The following is a 24,324-nucleotide window of genomic DNA, read 5'->3' as shown; positions in this document are numbered from 1 at the left end:
TCAGGCACCCCGGTACTTGGAGAAGTCGGGCCGGCGCTTCTCGTTGAACGACGTGATGCCTTCCTGGGCCTCGGGGGTCTCACCGAACAGCTTGAGCGTGGTGTAGGCCATCGAGCCGATGCTCACGAAATGCTCGGTGTCGGTGTTCATCGACTGCTTGAGCACCTTCAGCGCGGTCGGGGAGAACTGCAGCATCTGGTCGGCCCACACGCGCACCTCGGCGCGCAGCTGGTCGGCCGGGACGACCTTGTTGACCAGCCCCCACTCCAGAGCTTCCTGTGCGCTGATCCGGCGCAGCATGAACCAGATCTCGCGGGCCCGCTTCTCGCCGACCACGCGAGCCAGGTAGCCGGAGCCGAGACCGGCGTCGAACGACCCTACACGCGGGCCGTTTTGGCCGAACTGCGCGGTGTCCGCCGCGATGGTCAGGTCGCACAACACGTGCAGCACGTGGCCGCCGCCGATCGCCAGACCGTTCACCGCTGCGATGACCGGCTTGGGCGTGTCCCGGATCACCCGGTGCAGGGCGTCGACCTCGAACAGACCACTCTGCGAAGGCCCATAGTCGCCGGTCTCCATGCGCTGCTTCTGGTCACCCCCGGCACAGAACGCCTTGTCCCCGGCGCCGGTGAGCGCAACCACGCCGACCTCGTCGCCGGCCCAGGCCCGCTTGAAGGCCGTCACGAGCTCGTCGACCGTGCGCGCCCGGAACGCGTTGTACCGCTCAGGCCGGTTGATGGTGATCCAGGCCAGGCCGTCCTCGACCTTGTAGGTGATGTCAGTGAACTCGCTCATTTGCCTCGGTCCTTTCTGGTGATGGCCGACGCCGGCGGCGTGGGTGAGCACAACGACGTTTCGGCCTGACCATTCAAAAGAACTCTAGGGCCGTGAACGGTCGTTATCAACTGTCGGTCGCCGCCGGCAGGTGTGACGCACGCCCCAGCCGACGCCGCTGCGGTGGGACGGCGACGGCGCTCACAGCGTCGCGACGAGCTGCCGCAGCGCGTCGTGCGCAGTCACCAGGGACGGGCCGTACCAGGTGATCAGCCGGCCGTTCACCAGTCGGTTCGGCACGCGGTTGAAGGCCTCGGGGCCGTCGCTCTCGGTGAACACGTACGGCTCGTCGGGCAGCAGCACGACGTCCACGTCCGGCCGGTCGATCTCCTCCAGTGCCACATGCGGGTAGCGGTCCCGGTGTCCGGCGAAGGCGTTGGCGAGGCCGGCCCGGCGCAGCAGGTCGCCGGTGAAGGTGGACCTTCCGACCACGATCCAGGGATCCCGCCAGACCGGGACTGCGGTGGTCGCGGCGACGTCCGGAAGCGGACCCGACCAGAGCGCTCGTGCCACGCGGAGCCAGTCGGGGATTGACGTCTCCAGCGCCTCGATGAACAACCGCTGGAGCGAGTCCAATGCCTGCGGGACGGTCTCGATGACGGTCACCCACACCGGCACGCCCGCATCGCGCAACCGGGTGACGTCGAGCTCCCGGTTCTCCTCCTTGTTGGCGATGACGAGGTCCGGCCGCAGTCCGATGATCGCGTCACGGTCCGGGTTCTTGGTGCCTCGCACCCGTACCACGTCAAGGTCGCCGGGGTGGGTGCACCACTGGGTCGCCCCTACCAGGACATCCCTGCGGCCGGCGGCGATCGCCTCCGTCAGCGACGGCACGAGGGAGACCACCCGTCGTGGCGGGCGAGCGAGGTTCAGGGGGGTGCCCATGTCGTCGTACAGCGGCGGCATTGCTGCTTCCCTTGGTGTGACGCATCCGTCGTGGCGGCCCGATAGTAGGACGTCCTACCATTTCGTGTAACCCGCGTGAGACCGTCGAACCATCGTCGCCGACAACTCTCGCCCTACGGCGCGCGCAAGATTGGGTGCACACATGGCTGATGCAGAGAAGATCGTCATCCTCGACGGAGCCCGGACCCCGGTGGGGAGCTTCGGCGGCGTGTTCAAGGACGTGGCCGGCTTTGAACTGGGCGCGGCCGCCGCGAAGGAGGCGCTCAGGCGCGCCCGCGTCGCCGCGGAGGACATCGACGAGGTCGTGATGGGTTGTATCGGCCAGGTCGGTTCGGATGCCTACAACGCCCGCCGGGTGGCGATCGCGGCGGGGCTGCCGGCAAAGGTTCCGGCCTATACCGTGAACCGGCTCTGCGGGAGTGGTCTGCAGGCGATCTGGTCCGCAGCGATGCAGATGCGCTGGGGTGGGGTGGACTTCGCCCTGGCCGGCGGGGACGAGTCCATGACTCGAATGCCGTTCTACGACTTTGACGCACGCTCAGGTTACAAGCTCGGCAACCGTCAGCTGGTGGACGGCACGGTGTTGATGCTCACCGACCCGTTCCACCAGATCCACATGGGCGTCACCGCGGAGAACGTCGCCGCGAAGTACGACGTGTCGCGCCGGCAGCAGGACGAGTTCGCGGTGGAGTCCCAGAGGCGCGCGGCGACGCAGGCGGCGAAGGCGGCGTTCGCCGAGGAGATCGTGCCGGTCGAGGTCGGCGGCCGGAAGCCGTTCGCGGTGACCGAGGACGAGCACCCCAAGCCCGGTACCACGCTGGAGGTGCTGGCCGAGCTGCGGCCGGCGTTCGCCAAGGACGGCACCGTCACCGCCGGCAACGCCTCGGGCATCAACGACGGCGGTGCGGCGGTCGTGCTGGCCCGGGAGTCCGTGGCGAAGGACCGCGGACTGACAGGCCTGGTGTCGCTCGAGGCCGTGGCGACGGCGGCGATGGAGCCCGAGCTGATGGGTTATGCGCCGGTGCGGGCGCTGCGGAAACTGTTCGCCCAGACCGGCACGACACCCGGCGACATCGACACGATCGAGCTGAACGAGGCGTTCGCCTCCCAGGCGGTCGCGGTGATCCGCGACGCCAAGTTGGACCCGGAGAAGACCAACCCCTACGGCGGCGCGATCGCGCTCGGCCACCCGGTTGGCGCGACCGGCGCGATCCTGTCCCTGAGGGTGGCCCAGGACCTGGTCCGCCGCGACCTCGAGCTGGGGATCGTCACGATGTGCATCGGCGGCGGGCAGGCGCTGGCCGCGCTCTTCCGCAGGGTGGGGTAAGCGATGGCGCCCTGCTCCGCCCGGCGGGGCAGGGTCCCCGCGCTTCCTTGCGCCTCCCGGCAGTCAGCGCAGTGTCGGACGGTAGGTGTACGAGCGGCTGCGGGTCAGCGCGAACTCGAAGATCCCCCGCCCAGACGTGCCGTTCCAGGTGAACGACGCCAGCCGGTCGGTCAGGGCGGAGTCCAGCGTACGAGGAGACACCGACCCGTCGAGCGGGTAGACGTCGTGCTCGATGTGGTCGCGCCCCATCGGCCGGCCGTGGTGACCGCCGTATCCGCCACCGGACATGTAGCCACCGGCGGCGGAGGCGTCGGTGTCCACCACGTAGACGACGCCCCGTTCGGTGGTCACCTCCACCGTGCCGCTCTTCAGATCCAGGTGCTCGTCGAACCGCAGGTCGTGGTGCACGTCCACGATGCGGTCGAGCCGGCCGCTCTCGTGCATCACGGCGCCTTCGAGGAGCAGTCGCTCGTGCTCCCGAGTCTCCACCAGCAGGAAGCCGATCGAGCGGTCCGGGAACTGGGCCTGGTACCAGATGTGCAACCCCTGGCCCCCGGACATCGTGCGCACGCCCCGGGAGCGGTCGCGCTGGCCGTACCAGCCCTCGATCCGCTGCCGCCGGCCGTCGATGCTCAGCGTGCCGGAGTAGCGCCCGGACTGGAACAGGTGCGTGAAGGACGAAGATGTCCCGTCGTCGTTGGTCACCCTCACCTCACCGGTCCACGCCGGTGTCCGGGCGCGCCAAGTGAGGTCGAATTCCAGCCCGGTCGGGTTCGGGCCCAGCACGACCCGCCAGGTCCTCATCGGCTCGACCAGGTGCCAGGAGATCGGTCCGGCGCTGGTGCCGTCGGTGGCGCTGAGCTCGGTGGAAAAGCGCAGGTTCCGCTGCTCGGTGCCGGTGACGAGGATCGCGAAGCCGTCCACCACGTCCTTCGGTGGGTAGGTGCCGAGCCCGAAGAGGATGGACGGTGACGAGGCGTCCGCCGGGTGGAGGTTGAACACGAACCGGTCGAAGAACCGCTCGGGGAGACCCGGGGTGTCCGGCGCCAGCAGGGCGTCGTGGAAGGTTTTCGTCATCGTGTCTCCTCGGTGGGCCGGTCCTCGGGTGCGGCCGGCGGCTCGTCCAACCCCGCGATCCGGTGCGCCGCTTCGAGGAAGGACCGCACCAGCGCCGGGTCGGCGTAGTACGGGTCGCCCACCCCTCGCAGGGTCCGGCGGCGGCTGTACTCGTAGAGCGCCGCGAGCTTCCAGAACGCGAGGGCGGTGTACCAGTCCAGGTTCGACACGTCGCGTCCGGTGCGCTCGGCGTACCGGTCGGCGAGCTCCTTGCGGGTCGGGTACCCGTCCTCGAGCATCGCGGTGCCGAGATCCTCCGTCGGGGTCCGCGGGCTGTCCGCCTCGGGCACCGAGGCCAGGAAGTACCCCACGTCGAACAGCGGGTCGCCGATGGTGGCCAACTCCCAGTCGAGCACTGCGGCGACGCGCCCCGGCGGGTTCGGGGCAAGGACCACGTTGCCGATCCGGTAGTCGTTGTGCACGATCGCGGCACCGGACTCCGGTGGCACGTGCGCTGCGAGCCAGGCCTCGACGACAGCGAAGTGCGGCGGTGGACTGCCGTCCGCATCCGCGACCAGCCGGGCCATCCGGCGCAGGTGGCGCGCGTTGAAGCCCTCCGGCCGACCCAGGTCACCCAGGCCGGCGGCACGCCAGTCGACCGCGTGCAGGTCGGCGAGGGTGTCGATGAGGGCCTCGCCGATCTGGCGCCGGATCTCGGGGCGGTCGAGCGTCGCAGGGGTCGACGTGGTTACCACGGGGCCCTCGGCGAAGCTCATGACGTAGAACGGCACGTCGAGCACCTCCCCTGCGCGGGCCGTGGCCAGCACCCGAGCCACCGGCACCTGGGTGTCCCGCAGTGCGTGCACGAGCCGTGCCTCACGCAACATGTCGTGCGCTCCCGGCGGCGTCGGCGGTGGCGGCGGCCGGCGCATCACCACCCGGCCAACGCCGTCTGACACCAGGAACGTGAGATTCGAGTGACCCTCGCCGATCCGCCTCACGTCGAGGTCGCCCTCGCACAGGCCGCGTTCGCGCAAGAATCGGGCGAGAGCGTCGAGAGTCTCCGGTGTCCACTCCGCGTTCATGCCGCGGACCTCACCTTCCCGTGAACTGGGGCGCGCGCTTCTCCTTGAAGGCGGCCAGCGCCTCAGACATGTCCTCGGTGCGCGTCAGCAGCGCCTGACCGCGGTTCTCGAGTTCGAGGGCAGCAGCGTAGGAGGTGATCTCCTGGTTGCGCTGGATGGCCCGCTTGGACATGCGCACTCCGCCAGGCGAGTTGGTGGCGATCAGCCGGGCTGTCGCGACCGCCTCATCGAACAGCCGCTCGGCCGGCACCATCCGGTTGGCCAGCCCGATCCGCACGGCTTCCTCGGAGCCGACGAGTCGGCCGGTGTAGCCGATCTCGGCGGCGCGTCCGGGACCCACGAGGCGACTGAGGTTGTACGAGGTGCCCAGCTCGCCGATCGACAGGCCCACCTTCACGAAGGCGGCGCTGAACTTGGCCGTCGGCGCGACGAGGCGGATGTCCGCGGCCAGGGCCAGGGCCATCCCGCCTCCGGTGGCCGCACCGTGGACGGCCGCGATGACCGGGAAGGGCAGATGCCGGATCGCCTGGATGCCGCCGGTGGCGGTCTCCACGAACTTGACAAACTCGCGCACACCCATCCGGGTGATGACCTCGATCTCGTCGAGGTCGAAGCCGGCGCAGAACGCCTGCTCCCCTGCCCCGGTCAGGATCAGTGCCCGCAGGCCGCTGTCGCGCAGCGCGCGGGCGGCAGTGCCGTACTCGGTGAACATCTTCACCGTCTGCGAGTTCATCCGCTCCGGGCGGTTCATCCGCAGCGCGGCCACATCACCGTCGAGCAGCTCGACCGTCAGGGTCTCCAGCTCGGGAAGGTCCAAGGTCGCCATGGTGGGTCCTTCGATCGTCGTCGTCATCGCCGTCAGCGCCCGGTGAAGACCGGCTCACGCTTCTCCTTGAAGGCCGCCAGCGCCTCGGACATGTCCGAACTCCTGGTCAGCAGCGCCTGGCCGCGGTTCTCCAGCTCGAGAGCCGCGGCATAGGAGGCGGTCTCCATGTTGGCCTGCAGCGCCCGTTTGGAGAGCTGCACGCCGCCTGGGGAGTTGGCGACGATCGACCGGGCGAGCGTGATGGCGTCGTCGAGGAGGGCGGCCGGCTCGCTGACGCCGTTCACCAGCCCGAGCCTGAGCGCCTCGTCCGGATACACGAAGCGGCCGGTGAAGCAGATCTCGCTGGTGGCACCGGGCCCGATCAGCCGGGTCAGCAGCCAGGACGCCCCGAGGTCCCCGGCGGAAAGACCGATACGGACGAAGGCGGCGTTGAACTTGGCGTTCATCGAGGCCAGCCGGATGTCGGCGGCCAGTGCGAGGGACAGACCGCCGCCCGCGGCCGCGCCGTTGACCGCGGCGATGACCGGCACCCGCATCGAACGCACCGCGAGCAGCGCGCGAGCCGCTCGCTCCTGCTGGTCGAGCATGCCGAGCGCGCCGAGGTTCGGCAACTCCTCGGCGTCGGCCAGGTCGTAGCCGGCACAGAACGCCTTGCCGGCCCCGGTGAGGATCACGACCCGGCAGTCGTCCTCGTCGTCGAGCGCGATCGCCAGTTGCTCGAGCTCGACGAACATCGTGTTCGTCATCGCGTTGTAGCGGTCCGGCCGGTTCAACGTGACCACGACGACGCCGGAAGAGCGCTCCTCCAGGCTCATCGTTTCGTACGACGTGTCCAGGCTCTTCATCAGTGCTCCTCGCTCAAGCGTTGCCATGTCGGCACGGGCCGGGGGCCGGGCCCTGGTCCCTGCGCCGGCGGCCCAGGGCTCACGCACGCGCAGCCGTCGTGACAGTTGCGATCGTGTACGGCTTGCCGGTCCCATTCGTTCCTGTCACCCTCACCACCCCGAAACTGCGCCCGGAGTGCGCCACCGACGCTTCGAACCGCACCGCCGTGTCCAGGGGGATCGGACGCGCATAGGCGATATGGAGGGACGCCGTGTCGGACGGTCGTCCGGCAGCCTCCAGCGCAGCGTGAGCAACGACGTCCGAGGCGCACAGCGCGATACCGCCGTGCAGGTTGCCGAGTGGGTTGACCAGTTCCGGCGTCACGACGAGGTGCAGCTCAGCACCGTCGCCGGTGATCTTCACCTGCGCGCCGAGCAGCCCCAACACGCCTTCCGCGCCCGGCCGCGGGTCAGGGACGGTGGCGCCCCCGTCCGTGGGCAACTGGGCGGGCAGCTCCCGCACCCACCGACCGTGCTGCCGGCACCCGGAAACGAGCCTGCCCCGGTCGTCGACGACCGAGCCGGAGGAGATCCCCCCACGGGAGTCGGCGTGCAGGATGCGAGCCTGGGCAGAGAGCAGCGTCCCGTCGGTCGGGATCTGTCGGCAGATGTCGACCGATATCTCAGAACTCACCGACCAGTGATCCACCGGGGGTTCCAGCATGATGGCGTGACCCAGCACCTCGTCGACGAGCACACCCAGCGCCCCGGCGGTCGGCCGACCTGCCGGGCCGTTCAGCCATGAGCCCGTCGGCATCGAACCGGAGACGAGATCTCCATCGGCGGCCAGTCCCGTAACCCGGAACGAGCGTTCGGGTCCGCTCTCCGTGGTAGGCACAGCCTGCCGCTGCCCGAACTTGTCGGTCATCGTCACTGAGTCCGCCGTCCGTCTCGTGCGAGCCGCGGCACCCACCGCGGCATTTGGTCAGGCCATTCGAAATATATCGTCCTTCGGCTTCCCGGGGGAATACCGCCGAGGTCAGGCGAAGTTCGGGGGGCGCTTCTCGACGAAGGCCGTGATGCCCTCGGCCGCCTCGCCGTCCTCGAACAGCGACTGCTCCTGCGCCACCTCGTAGCCGAAGCCCTCCTCGATCGGCAGGTCGAAGGCCGCATCGACGGTGCGGACGACGGCGAGCTGCGCCGGCAGCGATGCGCCGACCAGTTCCTCGGCCAGCGCCAGCGCCTCCTTCACCACGTCGCCCTCGGTGAGCCGATCCACAAGGCCGATGGCCAGTGCCTCGGCCGCCGGCACCTGACGGGCGGTGAGCATGATGTCCAGCGCGCGACCGCGGCCCACCAGCCGCGGCAGGCGCTGCGTGCCGCCGGCGCCCGGGATGAGGCCGATCTTCACCTCGGGCAGGCCGTACTTCCCCCGGGGGCCGCAGACCCGCATGGTGCACGCCATGGCCAACTCGAGGCCGCCGCCGAGGGCCAGCCCGTCGACCGCGGCAATCGAAAGGAACGACGCTGACGCGAGCCGGTCGTTCACCGCCCGCATCTGGTCGCCGTACGCCGTGAACGACCCGGCGTCGACGCTCGAGAGGTGCTTGATGTCCGCACCGGCCGCGAAGAAGCCGTCGAGCGCCGAGGAAACGATCACGACCTTGACGCTCCCGGCCGCCACGGCCGCGTCGATCGCGGCGTGCATGCCCTCGAGGAGCGGCACGCCGAGGGCGTTGGCCGGCGGCCTCGCCATGGTCACGTGCATGATCCCCGGCGCTTCCATCTTCCAGGTGACGACATCGTGAGGCTGATTCGGCTCGGCCATGGGTTCCTCCCTTTCGATCCAGTCATATGGTCTGACCGTATCGTCGCGCGGCGTGCCGAGCCTCCCGCGGATGGCCCGGCACGCGGGACGAAGGTGTGCCGGTCAGGCCATGGTGAGTCCGCCGCTGACCGACAGGGTCTGGCCGGTGATGAAGCCGGCGGCGTCGGAGGCAAAGAAGGCGGCAGCGGGGCCGATGTCCTCGGGCGTGCCGAGCCGCTTCATCGGGACGGCGCGGGTCATGCCGCCGATCACCTTCTCGGCGTCTTGTCCGGCCCCGTCGATGAACTTGCGCAGGGCCGGGGTGTCCGTGGGGCCGGGGCAGACGGTGTTGGCGGTGATGCCCTTGGTGGCCACCTCGCGCGCGAGGGTCTTGGTGAAGGCGATGATGCCGCCCTTGGCGCCGGAGTAGACGGCCTCCAGCGAGGAGCCCACGCGGCCCGCGTCCGAACCGATGTTGATGACCCGGCCGAAGCCGCGCTCCATCATGCCCGGGACGACCGCCTTGGTGACGCGGAGCGCGCCCTTGAAGTTGACGTCGAGGACCCTGTCCCAGAACTCCTCGGTCGTCTTGACGAACGGCATGAAGTCGTCCCATCCGGCGTTGTTGACCACGACCTCGACGGGGCCGAGCTCGTCCTCGACCTTGCGCACGGCGGCCTCGACCGAGGCTGTGTCGGTGACGTCGACCTCGACGGCGATGGCGGTGCCCCCCGCCTCAGTGATCTCCTTGGCGGTCTGGGTGGCGATGTCGAGGTTCATGTCGGCGATCGCCACCTTGAACCCCTGCGACCCGAGCGTGGTGGCGATGCCCTTGCCGATGCCCTGGGCACCGCCGGTGACGAGTGCGACGCGGTTGCTCATTGCGAAATCTCCTGTAGGCGTGGTGGTTCAGTGGGCGACCGGGGTCCACAGGACGGGCCCGGCGACGATCGAGTGGCTGGTCAGTCTGCGACCGAGGATCGTCTGCGCCTCGCGCGCGGCCTCGATGACCTTCTCGAGGTCGAGGCCGGTCTCGACGCCCATCTCATGGAACATGTTCACCAGATCCTCGGTGGCGATGTTGCCGGTGGAGCCGGCCGGGACCGGGCAGCCGCCGAGCTCGCCGAAGCTCGACTCGAAGCTGGTGCAGCCGGCCTCGAGGGCGGCATAGGCGTTGGCCAGGCCCTGCCCGCGGGTGTTGTGGAAGTGCGCGGTCAGATCCACCTGCGGCAGCCGCTCCAGGGCGGCGGTGAAGAACTGTGACACGTAGGCCGGGTTCGCCATCCCGGTGGTGTCCCCGAATCCGACCTCGGTGGCACCCGCCTCGGCGAACTCCTCGGCGAGATCGAGCACCCGCTTCATAGGCACTTTGCCCTCGAAGGGACATCCGAAGGAGGTGGCGATCACCGCGCAGAACTTCAGCCCCTCGGCGAGGATCCGCTTGCCCATCGCCTTGACGTCGGCCATGGTCTCCTCGATGGTCCGGTTGATGTTCTTCTTGTTGTGGGTCTGGGAGGCGCTGACGAACAAGGCGGCGTCCTCAAAGAAGTCACGCACCCTCAGCGCGTTGTCCAGCCCCTTGCTGTTGGGGATCAGCACCATACGCTCGACGTTGCCGGGCAGGTCGATGCCCCTGAGCACCTCGACGCCGTCGGAGAGCTGCGGGATGACGTCCGACCGCACGAAGCTGGCCACCTCGATCCGGGTGAAGCCGGCCTGCCCGAGTGCGTTGATCAGCTGGATCTTGTCGGCGGTCGCGATTGTCTCCGGCTCGTTCTGGAAGCCGTCGCGGGGGCCGACCTCACGAATGTGCACCCGCCGGGTCTCCCCCGGGGTGCGGTTGTCCTGCGTCATCTCGACACCTCCTGGTCCACGAGGCTCCTCTCCAGCCTCTCCCTGTGCTGGGGCGCGGCCACCTCGATAAGGCGGCGGGCCCGTTCCGCCACAGTGCAGCCGGTAAGCATGGCCACGCCGTGCTCGGTGACCACCGCGTCGACGTCGACTCGCGCCGTGGTGACAGCGCCGCCGCGCAGCGTCGAATTGATCGTCGACTCCCCGCCCGCCTCCGACCGCAGCGCGATGATCGACCGAGCACCGGTCAGCGACGCCGCACGGCTGAAGTCGACCTGGCCGCCTACCGCGCCGATGTGGACCCCGCGGCTCAACTCGGCACCGACCTGGCCGAGCAGGTCGACCTCGATGGCGGAGTTGATCGACACCAGCGAGCGAAGCCGGGACAACACCCCCGGGTCGTGCGTGTAGCTGGCCGCCCGGAACTCGACCGGGAACTCGTGCAACCGGTCGTACATCGACACGCTCCCGAGCGCCGCGCCCGTGACCACCAGCCCCAGGTCGATCTCCTTCCTGGCGCCGGTCACCACACCTTTCTCGATCAGGGCCAGCACCCCGTCTGTGATCATCCCGGTGTGAAAACCCAGATCAACGTGGCCGGACAGCGACTCAAGCACCGCATTGGGCAACGAACCGACGCCCATCTGCAGGGTGTCGCCGTCCTCGACGAGCCCGGCGACCCGCTCGGCAATGGCACGATCGACGGCGTCCGGAGCACGCATGGGCGCTTCCCTCAGCGGACGATCGGTCTCCACCGTGGCCGCGAAAGCGCGCAACGGCAATCGGTCGGCGCCGACGGTCGGCGGCATCCGGTGGTTGATCTCGGCTATGAGAGTCCGCGTTTGACGCAGCGCGTCGGCGACGTACTCCACACCGATCCCCAGCGAGACCATGCCGTCGTCATCCGGCGGCGACACCTGCAGCAGACCGATGTCACAGGGCAGCTGCCCCCGGGCGAACATCCTCGGCAGCGCCGAGTAGTGGCACGGCACCACCTCCAGCCGTCCGTGCCTGCTCAGTTCGCGCAGTCGGCCCAGGCCACCGTAGGACAGCACGGTCAGCGACTCCGGCAGATCGCCGGAGAGCCGCTCGTTCCAGGTGAGACCACAGAAGGCGCGCACCGGACCGATGCCGTCGACCTGGTCGAGCAGGGCGTTGACCAGCGGCTCGGGCTCGGCACCGCCCTGACCCCACCAGACGCCGTCGCCGGCCCGGATATATGGCGTCAGGTCGAGCATCAGTCCACCCGCTGCACGAGTGTGGCGGTGCCGAGCCCACCACCGCAGCACATGGTCACCAGGCCGATCTCGACGTCCAGGCGCTCCATCTCGGAGATGAGCGTGCCGAACAGCCGGGAGCCGGTGGCGCCCACCGGGTGGCCCAGTGCGATCGCTCCACCGTTGACGTTGACCTTGCCCATGTCCGCGCGAAGCTCCCGCTCCCAGGCCAGGACAACGGAGCTGAAGGCCTCGTTGATCTCGATCAAATCGATGTCGTCGATCGACATGCCGTTGCGCCCGAGCAGCTTCCGGGTCGCCGGAATGGGACCGGTGAGCATGATGACCGGGTCGACGCCGATCGTGGTCTGGTCGAGGATCCGGGCGCGCGGCCGCAGGCCGTAGCGGTCGGCTGCCTCCCTGGAGGCCAGCAGCACCCCGGCCGCACCGTCGGAGATCGGCGAGGAGCTTCCTGCGGTGATCCGGCCGTTCTCCCGGAAGACGGGCTTGAGTCCCGCCAGCGCCTCCATCGAGGTTCCCGGGCGGATGCTCTGGTCGCTGTCCCGCTTTTCGTCGGCGAGCTCCAGCGGAATCATCTCCCGATCGAAGCGGCTGGCGTCGACCGCCTCGGTGGCCAGTTGGTGCGAGCGGACCGCGAACCGGTCCATCTCCTCGCGGGAGATGTCCCAGCGGTCGGCGATCAGCTCGGCGCTCTCCCCCTGCGGCACAAAGTCGTAGCGGGCCCGGAGCTCGGCCGGCCAGGGATCGCCGTACAGCTCGGAGATCCTCGCGGGGGAGTTCATCGGCACATGTCCCATGTGTTCGACCCCTCCGGCGATCACCACATCATGGGTGCCGGATGACACCAGAGCGGCCGCCATCTCCACCGCGGTCTGAGCAGAACCGCAGCGGCGGTCCAGTACCGTCGCCGGAACCTGCGGCGGGTAGCCGGCCTGCAGCCATGCATTGCGGGCGATGTTGCGGGACTGCTCGCCGAACGGCGCCGTGCAGCCGATGACCAGGTCCTCGACCACCTCGGGCGCCAGCCCAGTGCTTTTGAGCAGCGCGGTGTAGACGGCGCCGAGCAACTCGTTGGGGTGGGTGTCGCGGAACCAGCCACGTTCGGGATGCGACTTGCCCATCGGGGTACGCAGCGCCTCCACGACCAGCACCTCGCGGCCGTTGCCGATGAAGGGGTTCGCCGGCATCAGATGACCGTCCCGCCGTCGACCGGCAGCACCTGGCCGGTGATGTACGACGCCGCGTCGGAGGCGAAGAACACGAAGCTGCCCGCGATCTCGTCCGGATAGGCCCAGCGTCCCAGTGGGATGCGGGACAGTGTGATCGCGGCGAGCTTCTCGTCGCTGCGGATGTTCTCCGTCATCGAGGTCGCAGCCAGCGGGGCCAGGGCGTTGACGGTGATCTGCTTCTTCGCCAGCTCCTTGGCCAGGGACTTGGTGATCCCCACGATACCGGCCTTGGCCGCTCCGTAGTTCACCTGCCCGATCGTGCCGACCAGCCCGGCGGCCGAGGTGACGTTGATGATCCGTCCGGTGCCGTCCGTGGGAAGGAAGGGAAGCGCAGCCTGGCTGACGGTGAAGGTTCCGCCGACGTGAACGCCTATCACGAGATCGAACTGGTCAGCCGTCATCTTCGGGAACATCGCGGGCGCGATGGCGCCGGCATTGTTGACCAGGATGTTGAGCACGCCGCCGTTGAGGTCTGCGGCCTGCTCGGCGGCCTGGGCGGCCTGCTCGGCGTTACGGACGTCGACCACGGCCGACTCCGCTCGGCCGCCGGCCTCCGTGATCTCCTGTGCCACCGACGCTGCGGCGTCCTTGTCGATGTCGGTGACGACAACGGTCGCTCCCGCCCGGGCGAACGCCTTGGCGACCGCTGCGCCGATGCCGTTGCCCGCGCCGGTGACGAGAGCGGAGCGGTCCTGCAGAGAGAACATCAGTAGCTCCTGGGAAGTCCGAGAACGTGCTCGCCGAGGAAGTTCAGGACCATCTCCTGGCTGAGCGGGGCGATCCGGGTCAGCCGCGCCTCACGGAAGTAGCGCGAGACGTGGTACTCCTCGGAGTACCCCATGCCGCCATGGGTCTGCAGCGCGCGGTCGGCAGCCTGGAAGCCGGCGTCCGCGCAGAGGTACTTGGCGGTGTTCGCCTCGCGCGCGCACGGCTTGCCGTGGTCGTAGAGCCACGTCGCCTTGCGCAGCACGAGCTCCGCGCCGTCCAGCCGGGCCAGTGAGTCGGCCAGCGGGAACTGCAGCCCCTGGTTCATGCCGATGGGCCGGCCGAAGACCTCGCGCTCGTTGCCGTACCGGACCGCCAGGCGCAGTGCAGCGCGGCCGATGCCGAGGGCCTCCGCGGCCACCAGCATCCGCTCCGGGTTGAGTCCGTCGAGGATGTACGTGAAGCCCTTGCCCTCCTCCCCGACCCGGTGCTCGGCGGGAATGCGCAGGTCGTCGATGAAGAGCTCGTTCGAGGTGACCGCGTTCCGGCCCATCTTCCTGATCGGCCGGATGTCGACGTGGTCGCGGTCGAGGTCGGTGAAGAAGAGGGTCAACCCGTCGGTCTTTTTCGGCGAGTCCTCGAACTTCGCGGTCCGGGTCAGCAGCAGGACCTTCTCTGACTCCACCGCCTTGGAGATCCACACCTTGCGGCCGTTCACGACGTAGTCGGAGCCGTCGCGCCTGGCGAAGGTGGTGATCCGAGTGGTGTCGAGACCGGCACCCGGCTCGGTGACGCCGAAGCATACGTGCAGGTCACCGCTGACGATCCGGGGAAGGTTCTCCCTCTTCATCTCCTGCGAGCCATGCACGATCACCGGGTGCATCCCGAAGATCGACAGGTGCATGGAGCTGGCGCCGTTCATACCCGCACCGGAGGCGGCAACCTCCTCGAGCAGCAGCGACGCCTCGGTGATACCGAAGCCGTGGCCACCGTACTCCTCCGGAGTCGTGATGCCGAGCCAGCCGCCGTCAGCGAAGGCTTTGTAGAACTCCGTCGGGAACTCGTGCGCCGCGTCCTTCTCCATCCAGTACTGGTCGTCGAACTTGGCGGCCAGCTCGCGTACCGCCTTGCGGATGGTCTCCTGATCCTCGGTGAGCGCAAAGTCCACGGTGCCCACATCCTCTCCGTACTCTGGTAGGACCTTATCAAAGGACTGACCATAATTAAATGAGAGCAAGGCCTTCCGCGATGCGCTCGTTCCACACCACCGGGGCGCCGAACAGCCTCTCGTCGAGCTTCGCCCGTTTGAAGAACAGGTGAAGGTCGTGCTCCCAGGTGTAGCCGATCGCACCGTGAATGGTGAGCGCGCTGTCGGCGCCGCGGACGCCATCGGCGGTGACTTGCGCCTTCACCGCCGCCGCGTGCAGCAACGCCTGCGGCGCACCGCCGTCCACCGACGCGGCGGCGAAGTAGACCACGGAGCGGGCTGCCTCGACACTGACCAGGATTGCGGCGGCCGCGTGCTTGACCGCCTGGAACGAGCCGATCGGGAACCCGAACTGGTGGCGTTGCTTGCTGTACTCCACGGCCAGATCGAGCACGCGCTCGGTGGCACCCAACGAGTCGGCGGCGACCAGGACCGCGGCCATGGCCGACGCCTGCCACAGCACGTCGACCGCGTCGACGTCCAGCCGCACCGACGGCACCTGATGCAGCGTCACATCGGCGACCGACCGGGAGCGGTCCAGCAGACGCCGCGCGGTGCGGCTGACGCCCGGGGCGGCCGCCTCGACGAGCCGCAGCTCCCGGACGCCGCCCGCCCCGACCGGCACGACGAACCGAGTGGCGATGTCCCCGGCCAGCACCCGGGCCGCGGTACCGGTAACCATGCCCTCGGCGTCGACGCTCAGTGACGGGGCCCGGTCGGGAACCGCCTCGGCCGGTACCAGCAGGGACACCGTCTCGCCCGCCAGCGCCGCCTCGACCAGCTTGGGATGACCCGCCAGAGCCGTCACGGCCAGCACCGTCGCCAGCCAAGAGGCCGACGGAGCCGCCGCGCGGGCGAGCTCCTCGGCGGTCAGCGCCAGCTCGACCAGGCCGCCTCCCTGACCACCGAGCTTCTCGGTGAGTCCGACTCCGGCCCAACCGTCGGCGATGAAACGCGACTCGAAGGCGGAGGCGTCGCCGGCGTCGAGCCACCGGCGCACCCTATCCGAGGGCGCCACGTCGGCAAGCCATCCCCGGAACGTCTTCTGGTATGCCTCCTGCTCCTCAGAGAGCTTCCACTGCACGACTCGTCCTCTCCCGAGGCCACCGCCGATCCGGCCGACGGAGGCTGACGATCTGTTAGGTAGGTATGGCCAAAAAGCGGTGCCGGTCCAGGCCGACCGTTCACCGGAGGCCCTTGACCTGCAGGTGGATCTCCTCGACCGCGTCCGGGTTCTCCGCGCCCGACAGGTCACCCGGGTCCGAGTCGAGCACCGCCGCCCGGACCGCACGCCGAAGGATCTTCGCCGACCGGGTCTTGGGGAGCCGGCCGACCCGGATCACCCGAGCGGGCGCGAACGGCTTGCCGACCTCCTCGGCCACGCGCTGACGCAGTCTCGCCGCGACCGTCTCGTCGTCCTCGGCACCGGCCCGCGGGACGTAGAACACCCACACCGCCTCGCCCTTCTTGACATCCGGGATGCCGACGACCGCGGACTCGGCGACCGCCGGGTCCGCGGCGAGCACCGACTCGATCTCGGCCGGCGCAACGCGCTTGCCGGCCACATTCATCACGTCGTCGGAGCGGCCGAGGACGAACCAGCTGCCGCTCTCGTCGACGAGGGCGTAGTCACCGTGACGCCACAGCCCGGGGAAGGTGGACCAGTAGGCCTCGCGGTACCGCTCGTCGTCGTTCCACACGCCCCGGGTCATCGCCGGCCACGGCTGACGGCACACCAGCTCGCCGATGCTGCCGCGCATCGGCCGGGCCTTGTCGTCCACCACGTCGACGTCCATGCCGAGCGCGGGTCCGCCCAGAGAGCAGCTGTGAATGTCCTCCACCGGGTAGGGGCACAGGAACGATCCTCCGACCTCCGTGCCGCCGGAGAAGTTGATGACCGGAACCTGGCTGCCGAACACGTCGCGGGCGAGCCACTCGTAGGAGTCCGGGTCCCACGGCTCCCCCGTCGAGCCCAGGACCCGCACCGAGGACAGGTCCACGGCCGGCGGGTCCTGGGACACAGCCCGCAACGTGCGGATCAACGTCGGGGACACGCCGAGCATCGACACCTGGTGCCGCTCGACGAGCTGCCACAGCCGGCTGGTGTCGGGTACGTCGGGTGAGCCTTCGTAGAGCAGCAGCGTGCCGCCGTTGGCGTGGGTCCCGAAGATCGACAGCGGGCCCATGATCCAGCCCATGTCGGTGATCCAGCAGAACGTCCGGCCGGGCGTGATCTCGAATCCGTAGGCCACCTCGCTGGCGGTCTTCACCAGGAAACCGGCGTGGGTGTGCAGCGCTCCCTTGGGCTTGCCGGTGGTACCGGAGGTGTAGGCGAGCAGCAGCGTGTCCGAGGCAGAGGTGGCCTCGACCTCCGAGTCGGGCCCGATGTCGAGGAGTTGCTGCCAGGAGGTCTCCCGGCCGTCCTGCGGGGCGAGCGGCTCACCGAGGTTGTCCACGACCACGACGAGTTCCACGCTGGGGCACGACGTCAGCGCCTGCAGCATCTGTGGGAGCATGCTCGCGGTCCTGCGGCGGCGGACGGTGCCGTCGGCGGTGATGACCGCCTTGGCGTTCGCGTCCCGGATGCGCGAGGAGATGGCGGCGGACGCGAATCCGGAGAACAGCGGCACCGCCATCGCACCAATGCTTGCCACGGCGTACGTCGCGACGACGGCCTCAGGCGTCATGGGCAGGTAGATCGCGACGGCGTCGCCCCTGCCGACGCCCCGTGCGCGGAGGCCGGCGCAGGCCCGGGCCACCTGGTCGTCGAGCTCGGCGAAGGTCAACCGGCGTACTGTGCCGTCCTCGCTCTCGTGCACGATGGCGATGCCGTCGGGGGTCTGACGAGCCCAACGAGTCAGCGCCGCGTCGACGATGTTGATCCGGCCCCCGACGAACCACTCGGGGTACTCGACACCGCGGCTGAGATCGACCACGTCCGTGTAGGGCGTGCGGAACGGGATGCCGAGGTCCTTGACCACCCGGTCCCAGAAGTCGCCGATGTCGGCCACCGACCGGGCGCGCAGTTCGTCGGCGGTGGCCACGCCCAGTGTGCGCATGAGACGGGCGACGTTGGAGTTCTCCAGGTAGTCCCGCGACGGGTGCCAGGTGTAGACCACGTCAGCTCCTCGGCATGCCGAGAATCCGCTCGGCGACGATGTTGCGCTGGATGAAGGTCGAGCCACCTGCGATCGCGGTGCCCCGGGACTGGTTGGCGAGCCGCAGCCACCTCTGCGCTTCGGCACGTTCGTCGTCCAGAGCGAACTGGCCGCCCAGCGGCTCAAGGGAGAGGCGGAAGTCGGCGAGCTCCTCCACCAGCGGGCAGAAGTAGAGCTTTCCAATCGACGTAACCGGCCCGGGCAGTTCGTCGGACTCCGCACCGGAGATCACCCGCTGGCTGATCGTGCGGTGCACCAGCGCGCGCCCCCACAGGTCGGCGACCTTCTGCCGCACGTGCGGGTCGGCGCCGAGCGGGCTGCCATCGGCGGACTTCCTGGTGCGGATGTCGGCGATGATGTCCTCGATCGCCTTTGTGGTGTTGACGCGGCCGGTGGCGATGGCGACCCGCTCGAAGGCCAGTGTCGCCATGGCCACCTTCCAGCCGCCATCGACCTCGCCCACCACGGCGTCGTCGGATACGAAGACCTCGTCGAGAAACACCTCGTTGAACTCCGCTTCACCCAACATGTGGGCAAGAGGGCGGACGGTGACGCCGTCGCTGTCCATGGGCAGGAGGAAGTAGGTGATGCCCTTGTGGCGCTCCCCGCCGCCGGTGCGCGCCAGCAGGATCGCGTGGGCGGCCAGTTGCGCGCGGCTGGTCCAGATCTTCTGCCCCTGGATCCGCCAGCCGCCGTCGGCCTTGGTCGCCTTGGTGCGCAGTGAGGCGAGGTCGGATCCGGAGTCAGGTTCGGAGAACAGCTGGCACCAGATCTCCTCGCCGGTCAGGATCGGCCGCAGGTACCGCGCCTTCTGCGCCTCGGTGCCGAAGTGCGCGATGGTGGGCCCGGCGAAATCCTCGCCGATGGTGTTCAACCGTTCCGGAGCACCTGCGTGATCGCACTCCTCCGTGAAGATTGCGCGCATCCGCTCGTCGAGCCCCTGGCCGCCGTACTCCTTCGGCCAGGTGAGACCGGCGTAGCCCGCATCGAAGAGCATCCGCTGCCACTGCCGCCAAAAGGGCGCCTTCGCCCCAAGGTCGGCCGGCTCCGGCCAAGGGAGCTTGGGGAGGCTGTTGTGGAGCCAGGTCCGGACGTCGTGCCGGAACTGCGCCTCGTCAGGATCGTCGGACAGGTCCATGGTCACCACCTCGTCGGTCTGAGTTCAAACCATACTATAGGTCAGACCAAATCAGTTGCCCGTCGGAAGCCTGCTCTTGGCCGAGCCGATCGGTGCCGTGGTCGACCGCGCAGCCACGGTCTCACGTCGCGCCAACGGCCTTCCCGAGTCGCTCCTTCACCTCCGCCACCGCGTCGATCTCCGCCTCGATGGACGAGCCGACAGGGATCAGCGTGATGTACTCGGCTCCCGACTCGGCGAAGGGCTGCAGCAACTCCGCTACCTGCTCCGGGGTCCCGGCCGGGGCGATGTACTGGAACTTCTCATAGGGCACGTGGTAGAGGCCCTCCATCTTCGCGGCCAGCATCTCGCGGGCCTGTGCCGCGTCGGCGTCCAATCCGCACCAGACGTTCACCCCGAACCACGACGGTGCTTCGCGATCGAGGCCCGCCGCCGCCTCGAGGATCCGCTGCCGAGTCTCCGCGAACCGGCGCGCGGAGCAGAAGATGCCCAACCAGCCGTCGCCGAACTGGGCGGTGCGACGGACCGCGACATCGCCCTTGCCACCGATGACGATCGGGATCCTCGGCTCCGGCGTCGGGAGGATCCGGGCCTCGTCGAGTCGGAAGAACTCTCCGTGGTGCGTGACCTCCTCGCCGTCCAGCAGCCGCCGGACCAGCATCAGCGCCTCATCGAGGCGGCGACCCCGGGTCTTCGGATCGACACCGGAGTTGCTGACCTCGCGGCGGTCCTCACCGGCCACGCCGACACCGAGCGTGAGCCGTCCGGGCGCCGTCTGGCTCAGCGTGGACAACTGCCGGGCGGCCAGCATCGGGTGGCGCAGCCCCAGCAGGTAAACCCCGATGATCACCGACAACCGGTCGTGCGAGGACAGCACGGTGGTCGCGCTGATCATGCCATCGAAGCCGCTCCCGTCGTGGAAGCTGATGTGGTCTCCCATGGTCACGTGGTCCAGCCCTGCCTCCACGACTCGGTCGAGCAGTCGCCGTCGGACCCGGGGGTCGGGCGTGGTGAAGCCATCCTGGTCCGAGATGCCCAGCTTGAGCGGTGCCATGAAGCAGCCACCTTCCAATCCCTAGCGAGCCGGCTCACTTACGCCGGTTACGGTATGACCAAAGTCGAACGGGACACCGTGAGAGTCGGATCGCACCGGCCTCTCCGGGTTGCATAATAAGGTCTGACCATTCATTCTTGCAGGGGCGGGAGTCCCGGTAGCGGCCGGGCGCGGGCGTGAAAGGCGTTGGCATGACCACTCGAGGCATCACCGTTCTTGCCGGCGGGCTCAAGGAGACCCAGAAGATCACCCGGCGCGCGGAGGCGGCCGGGTTCGATGCGGCGTGGTCCGGGGAGTTCCTGCACCGCTCCGCCGTCGTCTCCGTGGCGGCAATGGCCGCCGCCACGACCCGGATCGGCGTGGGATCGGCGATCGCTTATGCCGTGGGGCGCTCTCCCCTGGTGCTTGCCAATGACGCCCGCTTCCTGGACGAGATGAGCGACGGCCGGCTCACGCTGGGGCTGGGCACCGGCACCCGCCGGATGATGCAGGGCTGGCACGGCGTCAAGGACCCCGACGGCCCGGCCACCAGGATGGAGGAGCTCGTCCCGCTGCTGCGTCGGCTCTGGCGCCTGCACGAGGGGCCGGTCAGGCACGAAGGTCGCTTCTACTCCGTCGACATCAACCCCACCGCCGACATCCAGCCACCGCTGCGCCCCTCGATCCCCGTCTATACCGCCGGTGTGAACGCCCGGATGATCGAGGTGGCCGGCCGGGTCTCGGACGGACTGATCTGCCACCCCACCATCACCGACCGGTACCTCGACGACGTCGCCCGGCCCGCGATCGCCCGCGGCGCCGAGAAGGCCGGCCGGTCGCCCGAGGAGATCAAGCTCAAAGGCGTCATCATCTGTGCGATCGCCGATGACACCGCGACCGCCCGCCGGGAGGCCGCTGCCCAAATCGCGTTCTACGTCGCGCCCAAGGCGTACGGACCGGTGATGGAAGTCTCCGGGTTCGCGGCCGAGGCCGCCGCGATCCAGGCTGCATTCCGCGCCGGCGACCACCAGGGAATGGTCGACGCGGTCTCGGACGCGATGCTTGCGCAGATGGCCGTGGCCGGCACCGTCGACGAGGTCCGCGATGCCCTGCCGGCGCTGGAGAAGCGCTACGACCACGCCGCGCTCTACTCGCCGAGCTTCACCCTCCCCCCTGGGCGGGTCGCGGAGAACACCGAGGCGATCACCGAGGCCTTCGCCCGTTGAACCGCCTGATCGCGCGGACCACCGCCGGGATCACCCGGGTACCACTCGCGGAACAACACGGCACAATCGTGGTTTAGAGGTCTTACAGTAACTCAGGTCAGACCACCAGTGTGTCAGGAGCAGCAACCATGCCTGAGGCCGCACCTGCCCGCCGATCCGGCAACAGGCAGTCCGCGATCCAGCTCGCCCCCATGGAGGTCCCAAAATCCTCGGACGTGCTCGCGGGCGAACTGCGTGAACGCATACTGAACGGCGAATTCGCCGAAGGCTCCGCCCTACCCCCCGAGCGTGAGATCGTCGTCCAGACACAGATGAGCCGCGCCACAGTGAGGGAAGCCCTGCGCATCCTCGAGGTCCAGGGCCTGGTCCGGATCAAGACGGGTCGCGCAGGCGGCGCTTTCGTGCAGCGCCCGGGTAAGGAGTCCGTTGCGGGCTCCGTGAGCCTGTTGATCCGCGGCCAGCAGATCCGGTTCTCCTCGCTCCTCGAGACACGCGAGGCGATCGAGCCCTACTGCGCCAAGCTGGCCGCAGTGAATCGAACGGACGACGACCTCGTGGCCCTGGAGGCCGCGAACGCGGCACTCGACGAGGTGAACGGAAACCTTGCGGCATTCCTCCAGGCCAACGTCGACTGGCACGTGGCCGTCGCAACCGCGAGCCGCAACGAGCTCCTTGCCGGCTTCATGGCCTCCCTGTCCCGCGCGATCTACACCGCCACGGAAAACGAGCGGTTCGTCGACGCTGAGGTACGACGCCTGACGGCACGGGCGCACCGCTCGATCACCAAGGCGATTCGGGCTCAGGACCCCGACGCGGCGGTCCGCCGCATGAACCGGCACGTGCACAGCTACGCCGCCGCGGTCCTCAAGATCGAGGAGCGCACCGAGATCGCGGTTCCGGGTAGTGAATGACCGAAGCCGGGGCCTGACAGCGCGCGGGTGATCGCTGGATGGGACGGTCGTCGGCTCCGGAACGCCAAGGTGCTCTTGCTCCAATCCGTTCGCGACCGCCGCGATCGCGTATGTTAGATTGAGGTGACTTAGGTCGGACCATTAGCAAATGAACCACGGGGAGAGACCGTGCCTGAGGCAACCGCCCGCTCGTCCGGAAGCAGGCAGTCCGCTATCCAGCTCGCGCCCATGGAGGTGCCCAAGGCCTCGGACGTGCTTGCCAGAGAGCTGCGCGAACGCATCCTGAGCGGCGAGTTCGCGGAAGGCGCTGCTCTGCCCCCCGAGCGCGAACTCGTGGTTCAGACGCAGATGAGTCGCGCCACCATCCGGGAGGCTCTGCGCATCCTGGAAGTGCAGGGCCTGGTCCGAATCAAGACGGGTCGCGCCGGCGGTGCCTTCGTGCAGCGTCCGAACAAGGACGCGGTCGCAAGCTCCGTGAGCCTGCTGATCCGTGGACGCCAGATCCGGCTGTCCGCGCTTTTGGAGACGCGCGAGGCGATCGAACCCTACTGCGCCCAGCTCGCCGCCCTGCACCGGACCGCCGAGGACCTCGACGCACTCGATGCCGCGAACGACGCGATCGCCGACGACGGCAGTCCGTTGGCGGCATTCCTCCAGGCCAATGTCGATTGGCACGTGGCCGTCGCGACCGCGAGCCACAACGAGCTCCTCACCGGCTTCATGACCGCCCTGTCCCAAGCGATCTACACCGCCACCGAGAACGAGCGGTTCGTGGACCAGGAAGTGCGCCGTCTGACGGTACGCGCTCACCGCTCGATCACCAAGGCGATTCGGGCTCAGGACCCCGACGCGGCGGTCCGCCGCATGAACCGGCACGTGCACAGCTACGCCGCCGCGGTCCTCAAGGTGGACAAGCGCACCGAGATCTCGGTCGCGGGCGGAGCATGACAGGTGCTCGGCCAAGGCATCCCCCCGCACATAGGGAGTCCGGTTGAGCAGTGAACTTGTCGGCGACCGCGTTGGTCGCGGTGGCGAGGCGGTGGTGCGGGCGAGCGCGCGGGCCGTGGTCACCCCGTCTGCCGTACCGTTTCAGTCCGGTGGGTCACCGGGAGGATGCGATTCTCCGGGTGACCCATGTCTCCGGGGTGCCTCGAGAGCCGATCAAGCCGGATCCGCGGCTCTCACCGCATCTGCCAGTTCGGCTGGCGCTTCTCCTGGAACGCACTGACACCCTCGGCCATGTCCTCGGTCGTGAAGGCAAGGGCGAGTTGCGCCTGCAGCACGTCAAGCGCCTCGTGAAGAGCGAGGTCCCGGGTGGCGTTGATGGCATCCTTGCCCAGCTTCATCAGCAGTGGCGACTTAGCGGCAACCTTGTGCGCCCACCTGACGACCGCTTCGTCGAACTCCTCGTCCGGAACGACTGCGTTGACGATTCCCAGGTCGTGCGCCTCCCGGGCGCTGATCAGCTCTCCCAGCATCATGAGCTCGTTGGCCTTCATTCGGCCGATGTTCCGGTAGATGAGGGCCGAGATCATGAACGGGAACACGCCGACGTTGATCTCCGGGCAGCCGAACCGCACCGACTCCTTCGCTATGACGAGATCACAGGCCAGGGCAAGACCGAACGCCCCCGCCAGGGCATCTCCGTTGGCCGCGCAGATGACCGGCTTCCCCAAAGCACCGATCAGCCGGAACAGGCGCGGGAAGCGATACAGCCCGGCGTACTTTGTGATCGCGGCCCGGACATCCGCGAACGCCTTGAGATTGCCGCCAGAGGAAAAGATGCGGTCGTGGGAGGAGCTGAGCACGACGACTCGCACCGCCTCGTCCCGCTGCGCCTCCTCCAGCGCGCCCAGCAGGTCGTCGAGCAGTTCGTCGCTGAGGGCATTTCGTGTCTGAGGGTGATCAAGGGTGACGAAGGCGGCTCCCTTCTCGTCCACCGCGTAACGGACCCGCTTCTCCG

Annotated in this window: 23 protein-coding genes; 4 read left to right on the top strand and 19 right to left on the bottom strand. The window is 68.8% G+C overall.

What is annotated here, in order from left to right; all coding sequences use genetic code 11:
• Together NGB36_RS00795 and NGB36_RS00790 are read right to left on the bottom strand one after the other, a co-directional pair.
• A complete protein-coding gene (locus tag NGB36_RS00795; protein ID WP_255918040.1) occupies positions 1–795 on the bottom strand; it encodes an enoyl-CoA hydratase-related protein in 795 nt (264 codons plus the stop codon).
• Between the two features lie 180 nt (positions 796–975).
• Positions 976–1,740: a helical backbone metal receptor gene (locus tag NGB36_RS00790; protein ID WP_255918039.1), complete on the bottom strand. Its 765-nt coding sequence runs from the start codon at positions 1,738–1,740 to the stop codon at positions 976–978.
• 142 nt (positions 1,741–1,882) lie between these two features.
• Here NGB36_RS00790 and NGB36_RS00785 point away from each other — a divergent pair, with 142 nt between their 5' ends.
• Positions 1,883–3,067: a thiolase family protein gene (locus tag NGB36_RS00785; protein ID WP_255918038.1), complete on the top strand. Its 1,185-nt coding sequence runs from the start codon at positions 1,883–1,885 to the stop codon at positions 3,065–3,067.
• 63 nt (positions 3,068–3,130) lie between these two features.
• Here the strand turns inward: NGB36_RS00785 and NGB36_RS00780 are convergent, their stop codons facing one another.
• The 16 genes from NGB36_RS00780 to NGB36_RS00705 all read right to left on the bottom strand — a co-directional run bounded on the left by NGB36_RS00780 (position 3,131) and on the right by NGB36_RS00705 (position 20,245).
• Positions 3,131–4,144: an Rv3169 family protein gene (locus NGB36_RS00780; RefSeq protein WP_255918037.1), complete on the bottom strand. Its 1,014-nt coding sequence runs from the start codon at positions 4,142–4,144 to the stop codon at positions 3,131–3,133.
• Positions 4,141–5,208, bottom strand: a complete 1,068-nt coding sequence (locus NGB36_RS00775) for a phosphotransferase family protein (RefSeq protein WP_255918036.1) — start codon at positions 5,206–5,208, stop codon at positions 4,141–4,143. Before NGB36_RS00775 ends, NGB36_RS00780 begins: the two co-directional genes overlap by 4 nt.
• A 10-nt stretch (positions 5,209–5,218) precedes the next feature.
• Positions 5,219–6,034 carry an enoyl-CoA hydratase/isomerase family protein gene (locus NGB36_RS00770; RefSeq protein WP_255918035.1) on the bottom strand — a complete coding sequence of 272 codons (816 nt, stop codon included), beginning with the start codon at positions 6,032–6,034 and terminating at the stop codon, positions 5,219–5,221.
• A 32-nt stretch (positions 6,035–6,066) separates the two neighbouring features.
• Entirely contained in the window at positions 6,067–6,879 is an 813-nt protein-coding gene (locus NGB36_RS00765) for an enoyl-CoA hydratase/isomerase family protein (protein WP_255918034.1), read from the bottom strand.
• A gap of 79 nt (positions 6,880–6,958) precedes the next feature.
• Positions 6,959–7,786 carry a PaaI family thioesterase gene (locus tag NGB36_RS00760; protein WP_255918033.1) on the bottom strand — a complete coding sequence of 276 codons (828 nt, stop codon included), beginning with the start codon at positions 7,784–7,786 and terminating at the stop codon, positions 6,959–6,961.
• 111 nt (positions 7,787–7,897) lie between these two features.
• Positions 7,898–8,686 (bottom strand): enoyl-CoA hydratase/isomerase family protein, encoded by a 789-nt coding sequence (locus NGB36_RS00755; protein WP_255918032.1) that lies wholly within the window; start codon positions 8,684–8,686, stop codon positions 7,898–7,900.
• 102 nt (positions 8,687–8,788) lie between these two features.
• Positions 8,789–9,547, bottom strand: coding sequence for an SDR family NAD(P)-dependent oxidoreductase (locus NGB36_RS00750; protein ID WP_255918031.1), 759 nt, complete (start codon positions 9,545–9,547; stop codon positions 8,789–8,791).
• A 27-nt stretch (positions 9,548–9,574) separates the two neighbouring features.
• Positions 9,575–10,519, bottom strand: a complete 945-nt coding sequence (locus NGB36_RS00745; protein ID WP_255918030.1) for a hydroxymethylglutaryl-CoA lyase — start codon at positions 10,517–10,519, stop codon at positions 9,575–9,577.
• Complete coding sequence (locus tag NGB36_RS00740) at positions 10,516–11,754, bottom strand: acetyl-CoA hydrolase/transferase family protein (RefSeq protein WP_255918029.1); 1,239 nt, start codon at positions 11,752–11,754, stop codon at positions 10,516–10,518. The genes NGB36_RS00745 and NGB36_RS00740 overlap by 4 nt, the downstream gene beginning before the upstream one ends.
• Entirely contained in the window at positions 11,754–12,941 is a 1,188-nt protein-coding gene (locus NGB36_RS00735; protein ID WP_255918028.1) for a thiolase family protein, read from the bottom strand. Before NGB36_RS00735 ends, NGB36_RS00740 begins: the two co-directional genes overlap by 1 nt.
• Complete coding sequence (locus NGB36_RS00730; protein WP_255918027.1) at positions 12,941–13,690, bottom strand: SDR family NAD(P)-dependent oxidoreductase; 750 nt, start codon at positions 13,688–13,690, stop codon at positions 12,941–12,943. Before NGB36_RS00730 ends, NGB36_RS00735 begins: the two co-directional genes overlap by 1 nt.
• On the bottom strand, positions 13,690–14,865 hold the full coding sequence (locus tag NGB36_RS00725) for an acyl-CoA dehydrogenase family protein (RefSeq protein ID WP_255918026.1): 1,176 nt from the start codon (positions 14,863–14,865) through the stop codon (positions 13,690–13,692). Before NGB36_RS00725 ends, NGB36_RS00730 begins: the two co-directional genes overlap by 1 nt.
• Before the next feature lie 46 nt (positions 14,866–14,911).
• Positions 14,912–15,979 carry an acyl-CoA dehydrogenase family protein gene (locus NGB36_RS33315; protein ID WP_255918024.1) on the bottom strand — a complete coding sequence of 356 codons (1,068 nt, stop codon included), beginning with the start codon at positions 15,977–15,979 and terminating at the stop codon, positions 14,912–14,914.
• A 100-nt stretch (positions 15,980–16,079) separates the two neighbouring features.
• The gene (locus tag NGB36_RS00715; RefSeq protein ID WP_308288785.1) at positions 16,080–18,014 is read right to left on the bottom strand and encodes an AMP-binding protein; all 1,935 of its coding nucleotides are present in this window, start codon (positions 18,012–18,014) and stop codon (positions 16,080–16,082) included.
• A 1-nt stretch (position 18,015) separates the two neighbouring features.
• Positions 18,016–19,191 carry an acyl-CoA dehydrogenase family protein gene (locus NGB36_RS00710; RefSeq protein WP_255918023.1) on the bottom strand — a complete coding sequence of 392 codons (1,176 nt, stop codon included), beginning with the start codon at positions 19,189–19,191 and terminating at the stop codon, positions 18,016–18,018.
• 121 nt (positions 19,192–19,312) lie between these two features.
• Entirely contained in the window at positions 19,313–20,245 is a 933-nt protein-coding gene (locus NGB36_RS00705; protein ID WP_255918022.1) for an LLM class flavin-dependent oxidoreductase, read from the bottom strand.
• 191 nt (positions 20,246–20,436) lie between these two features.
• On the opposite strand from NGB36_RS00705, the gene NGB36_RS00700 reads away from it, so the two are divergent.
• From NGB36_RS00700 to NGB36_RS00690, 3 genes are all read left to right on the top strand, one after another.
• A complete protein-coding gene (locus tag NGB36_RS00700; RefSeq protein WP_255918021.1) occupies positions 20,437–21,450 on the top strand; it encodes an LLM class flavin-dependent oxidoreductase in 1,014 nt (337 codons plus the stop codon).
• Between the two features lie 128 nt (positions 21,451–21,578).
• Positions 21,579–22,361, top strand: coding sequence for a FadR/GntR family transcriptional regulator (locus NGB36_RS00695; protein ID WP_255918020.1), 783 nt, complete (start codon positions 21,579–21,581; stop codon positions 22,359–22,361).
• A gap of 168 nt (positions 22,362–22,529) precedes the next feature.
• The gene (locus NGB36_RS00690; protein ID WP_255918019.1) at positions 22,530–23,309 is read left to right on the top strand and encodes a FadR/GntR family transcriptional regulator; all 780 of its coding nucleotides are present in this window, start codon (positions 22,530–22,532) and stop codon (positions 23,307–23,309) included.
• 233 nt (positions 23,310–23,542) lie between these two features.
• Here NGB36_RS00690 and NGB36_RS00685 read toward each other — a convergent pair whose 3' ends face one another.
• Positions 23,543–24,301: an enoyl-CoA hydratase/isomerase family protein gene (locus tag NGB36_RS00685; RefSeq protein WP_255918018.1), complete on the bottom strand. Its 759-nt coding sequence runs from the start codon at positions 24,299–24,301 to the stop codon at positions 23,543–23,545.
• Positions 24,302–24,324 lie beyond the last annotated feature (23 nt).

The organism is Streptomyces humicola (assembly GCF_024436035.1).
GTDB lineage: Bacteria > Actinomycetota > Actinomycetes > Streptomycetales > Streptomycetaceae > Streptantibioticus_B > Streptantibioticus_B humicola.
This window is presented reverse-complemented; position numbering and strand designations above follow the sequence as displayed.

Bases quoted from the DNA above. Each gene is read 5' to 3' on its own strand.
- NGB36_RS00775 (WP_255918036.1), bottom strand. From the start codon at position 5,208: ATGAACGCGGAGTGGACACCGGAGACTCTCGACGCTCTCGCCCGATTC.
- NGB36_RS00780 (WP_255918037.1), bottom strand. From the start codon at position 4,144: ATGACGAAAACCTTCCACGACGCCCTGCTGGCGCCGGACACCCCGGGT.
- NGB36_RS00695 (WP_255918020.1), top strand. From the start codon at position 21,579: ATGCCTGAGGCCGCACCTGCCCGCCGATCCGGCAACAGGCAGTCCGCG.
- NGB36_RS00705 (WP_255918022.1), bottom strand. From the start codon at position 20,245: ATGGCACCGCTCAAGCTGGGCATCTCGGACCAGGATGGCTTCACCACG.
- NGB36_RS00760 (WP_255918033.1), bottom strand. From the start codon at position 7,786: ATGACCGACAAGTTCGGGCAGCGGCAGGCTGTGCCTACCACGGAGAGC.
- NGB36_RS00735 (WP_255918028.1), bottom strand. From the start codon at position 12,941: ATGCCGGCGAACCCCTTCATCGGCAACGGCCGCGAGGTGCTGGTCGTG.
- NGB36_RS00740 (WP_255918029.1), bottom strand. From the start codon at position 11,754: ATGCTCGACCTGACGCCATATATCCGGGCCGGCGACGGCGTCTGGTGG.
- NGB36_RS00745 (WP_255918030.1), bottom strand. From the start codon at position 10,519: ATGACGCAGGACAACCGCACCCCGGGGGAGACCCGGCGGGTGCACATT.
- NGB36_RS00765 (WP_255918034.1), bottom strand. From the start codon at position 6,879: ATGAAGAGCCTGGACACGTCGTACGAAACGATGAGCCTGGAGGAGCGC.
- NGB36_RS00770 (WP_255918035.1), bottom strand. From the start codon at position 6,034: ATGGCGACCTTGGACCTTCCCGAGCTGGAGACCCTGACGGTCGAGCTG.
- NGB36_RS00795 (WP_255918040.1), bottom strand. From the start codon at position 795: ATGAGCGAGTTCACTGACATCACCTACAAGGTCGAGGACGGCCTGGCC.
- NGB36_RS00755 (WP_255918032.1), bottom strand. From the start codon at position 8,686: ATGGCCGAGCCGAATCAGCCTCACGATGTCGTCACCTGGAAGATGGAA.
- NGB36_RS00730 (WP_255918027.1), bottom strand. From the start codon at position 13,690: ATGTTCTCTCTGCAGGACCGCTCCGCTCTCGTCACCGGCGCGGGCAAC.
- NGB36_RS00700 (WP_255918021.1), top strand. From the start codon at position 20,437: ATGACCACTCGAGGCATCACCGTTCTTGCCGGCGGGCTCAAGGAGACC.
- NGB36_RS00750 (WP_255918031.1), bottom strand. From the start codon at position 9,547: ATGAGCAACCGCGTCGCACTCGTCACCGGCGGTGCCCAGGGCATCGGC.
- NGB36_RS00785 (WP_255918038.1), top strand. From the start codon at position 1,883: ATGGCTGATGCAGAGAAGATCGTCATCCTCGACGGAGCCCGGACCCCG.
- NGB36_RS00790 (WP_255918039.1), bottom strand. From the start codon at position 1,740: ATGCCGCCGCTGTACGACGACATGGGCACCCCCCTGAACCTCGCTCGC.
- NGB36_RS00710 (WP_255918023.1), bottom strand. From the start codon at position 19,191: ATGGACCTGTCCGACGATCCTGACGAGGCGCAGTTCCGGCACGACGTC.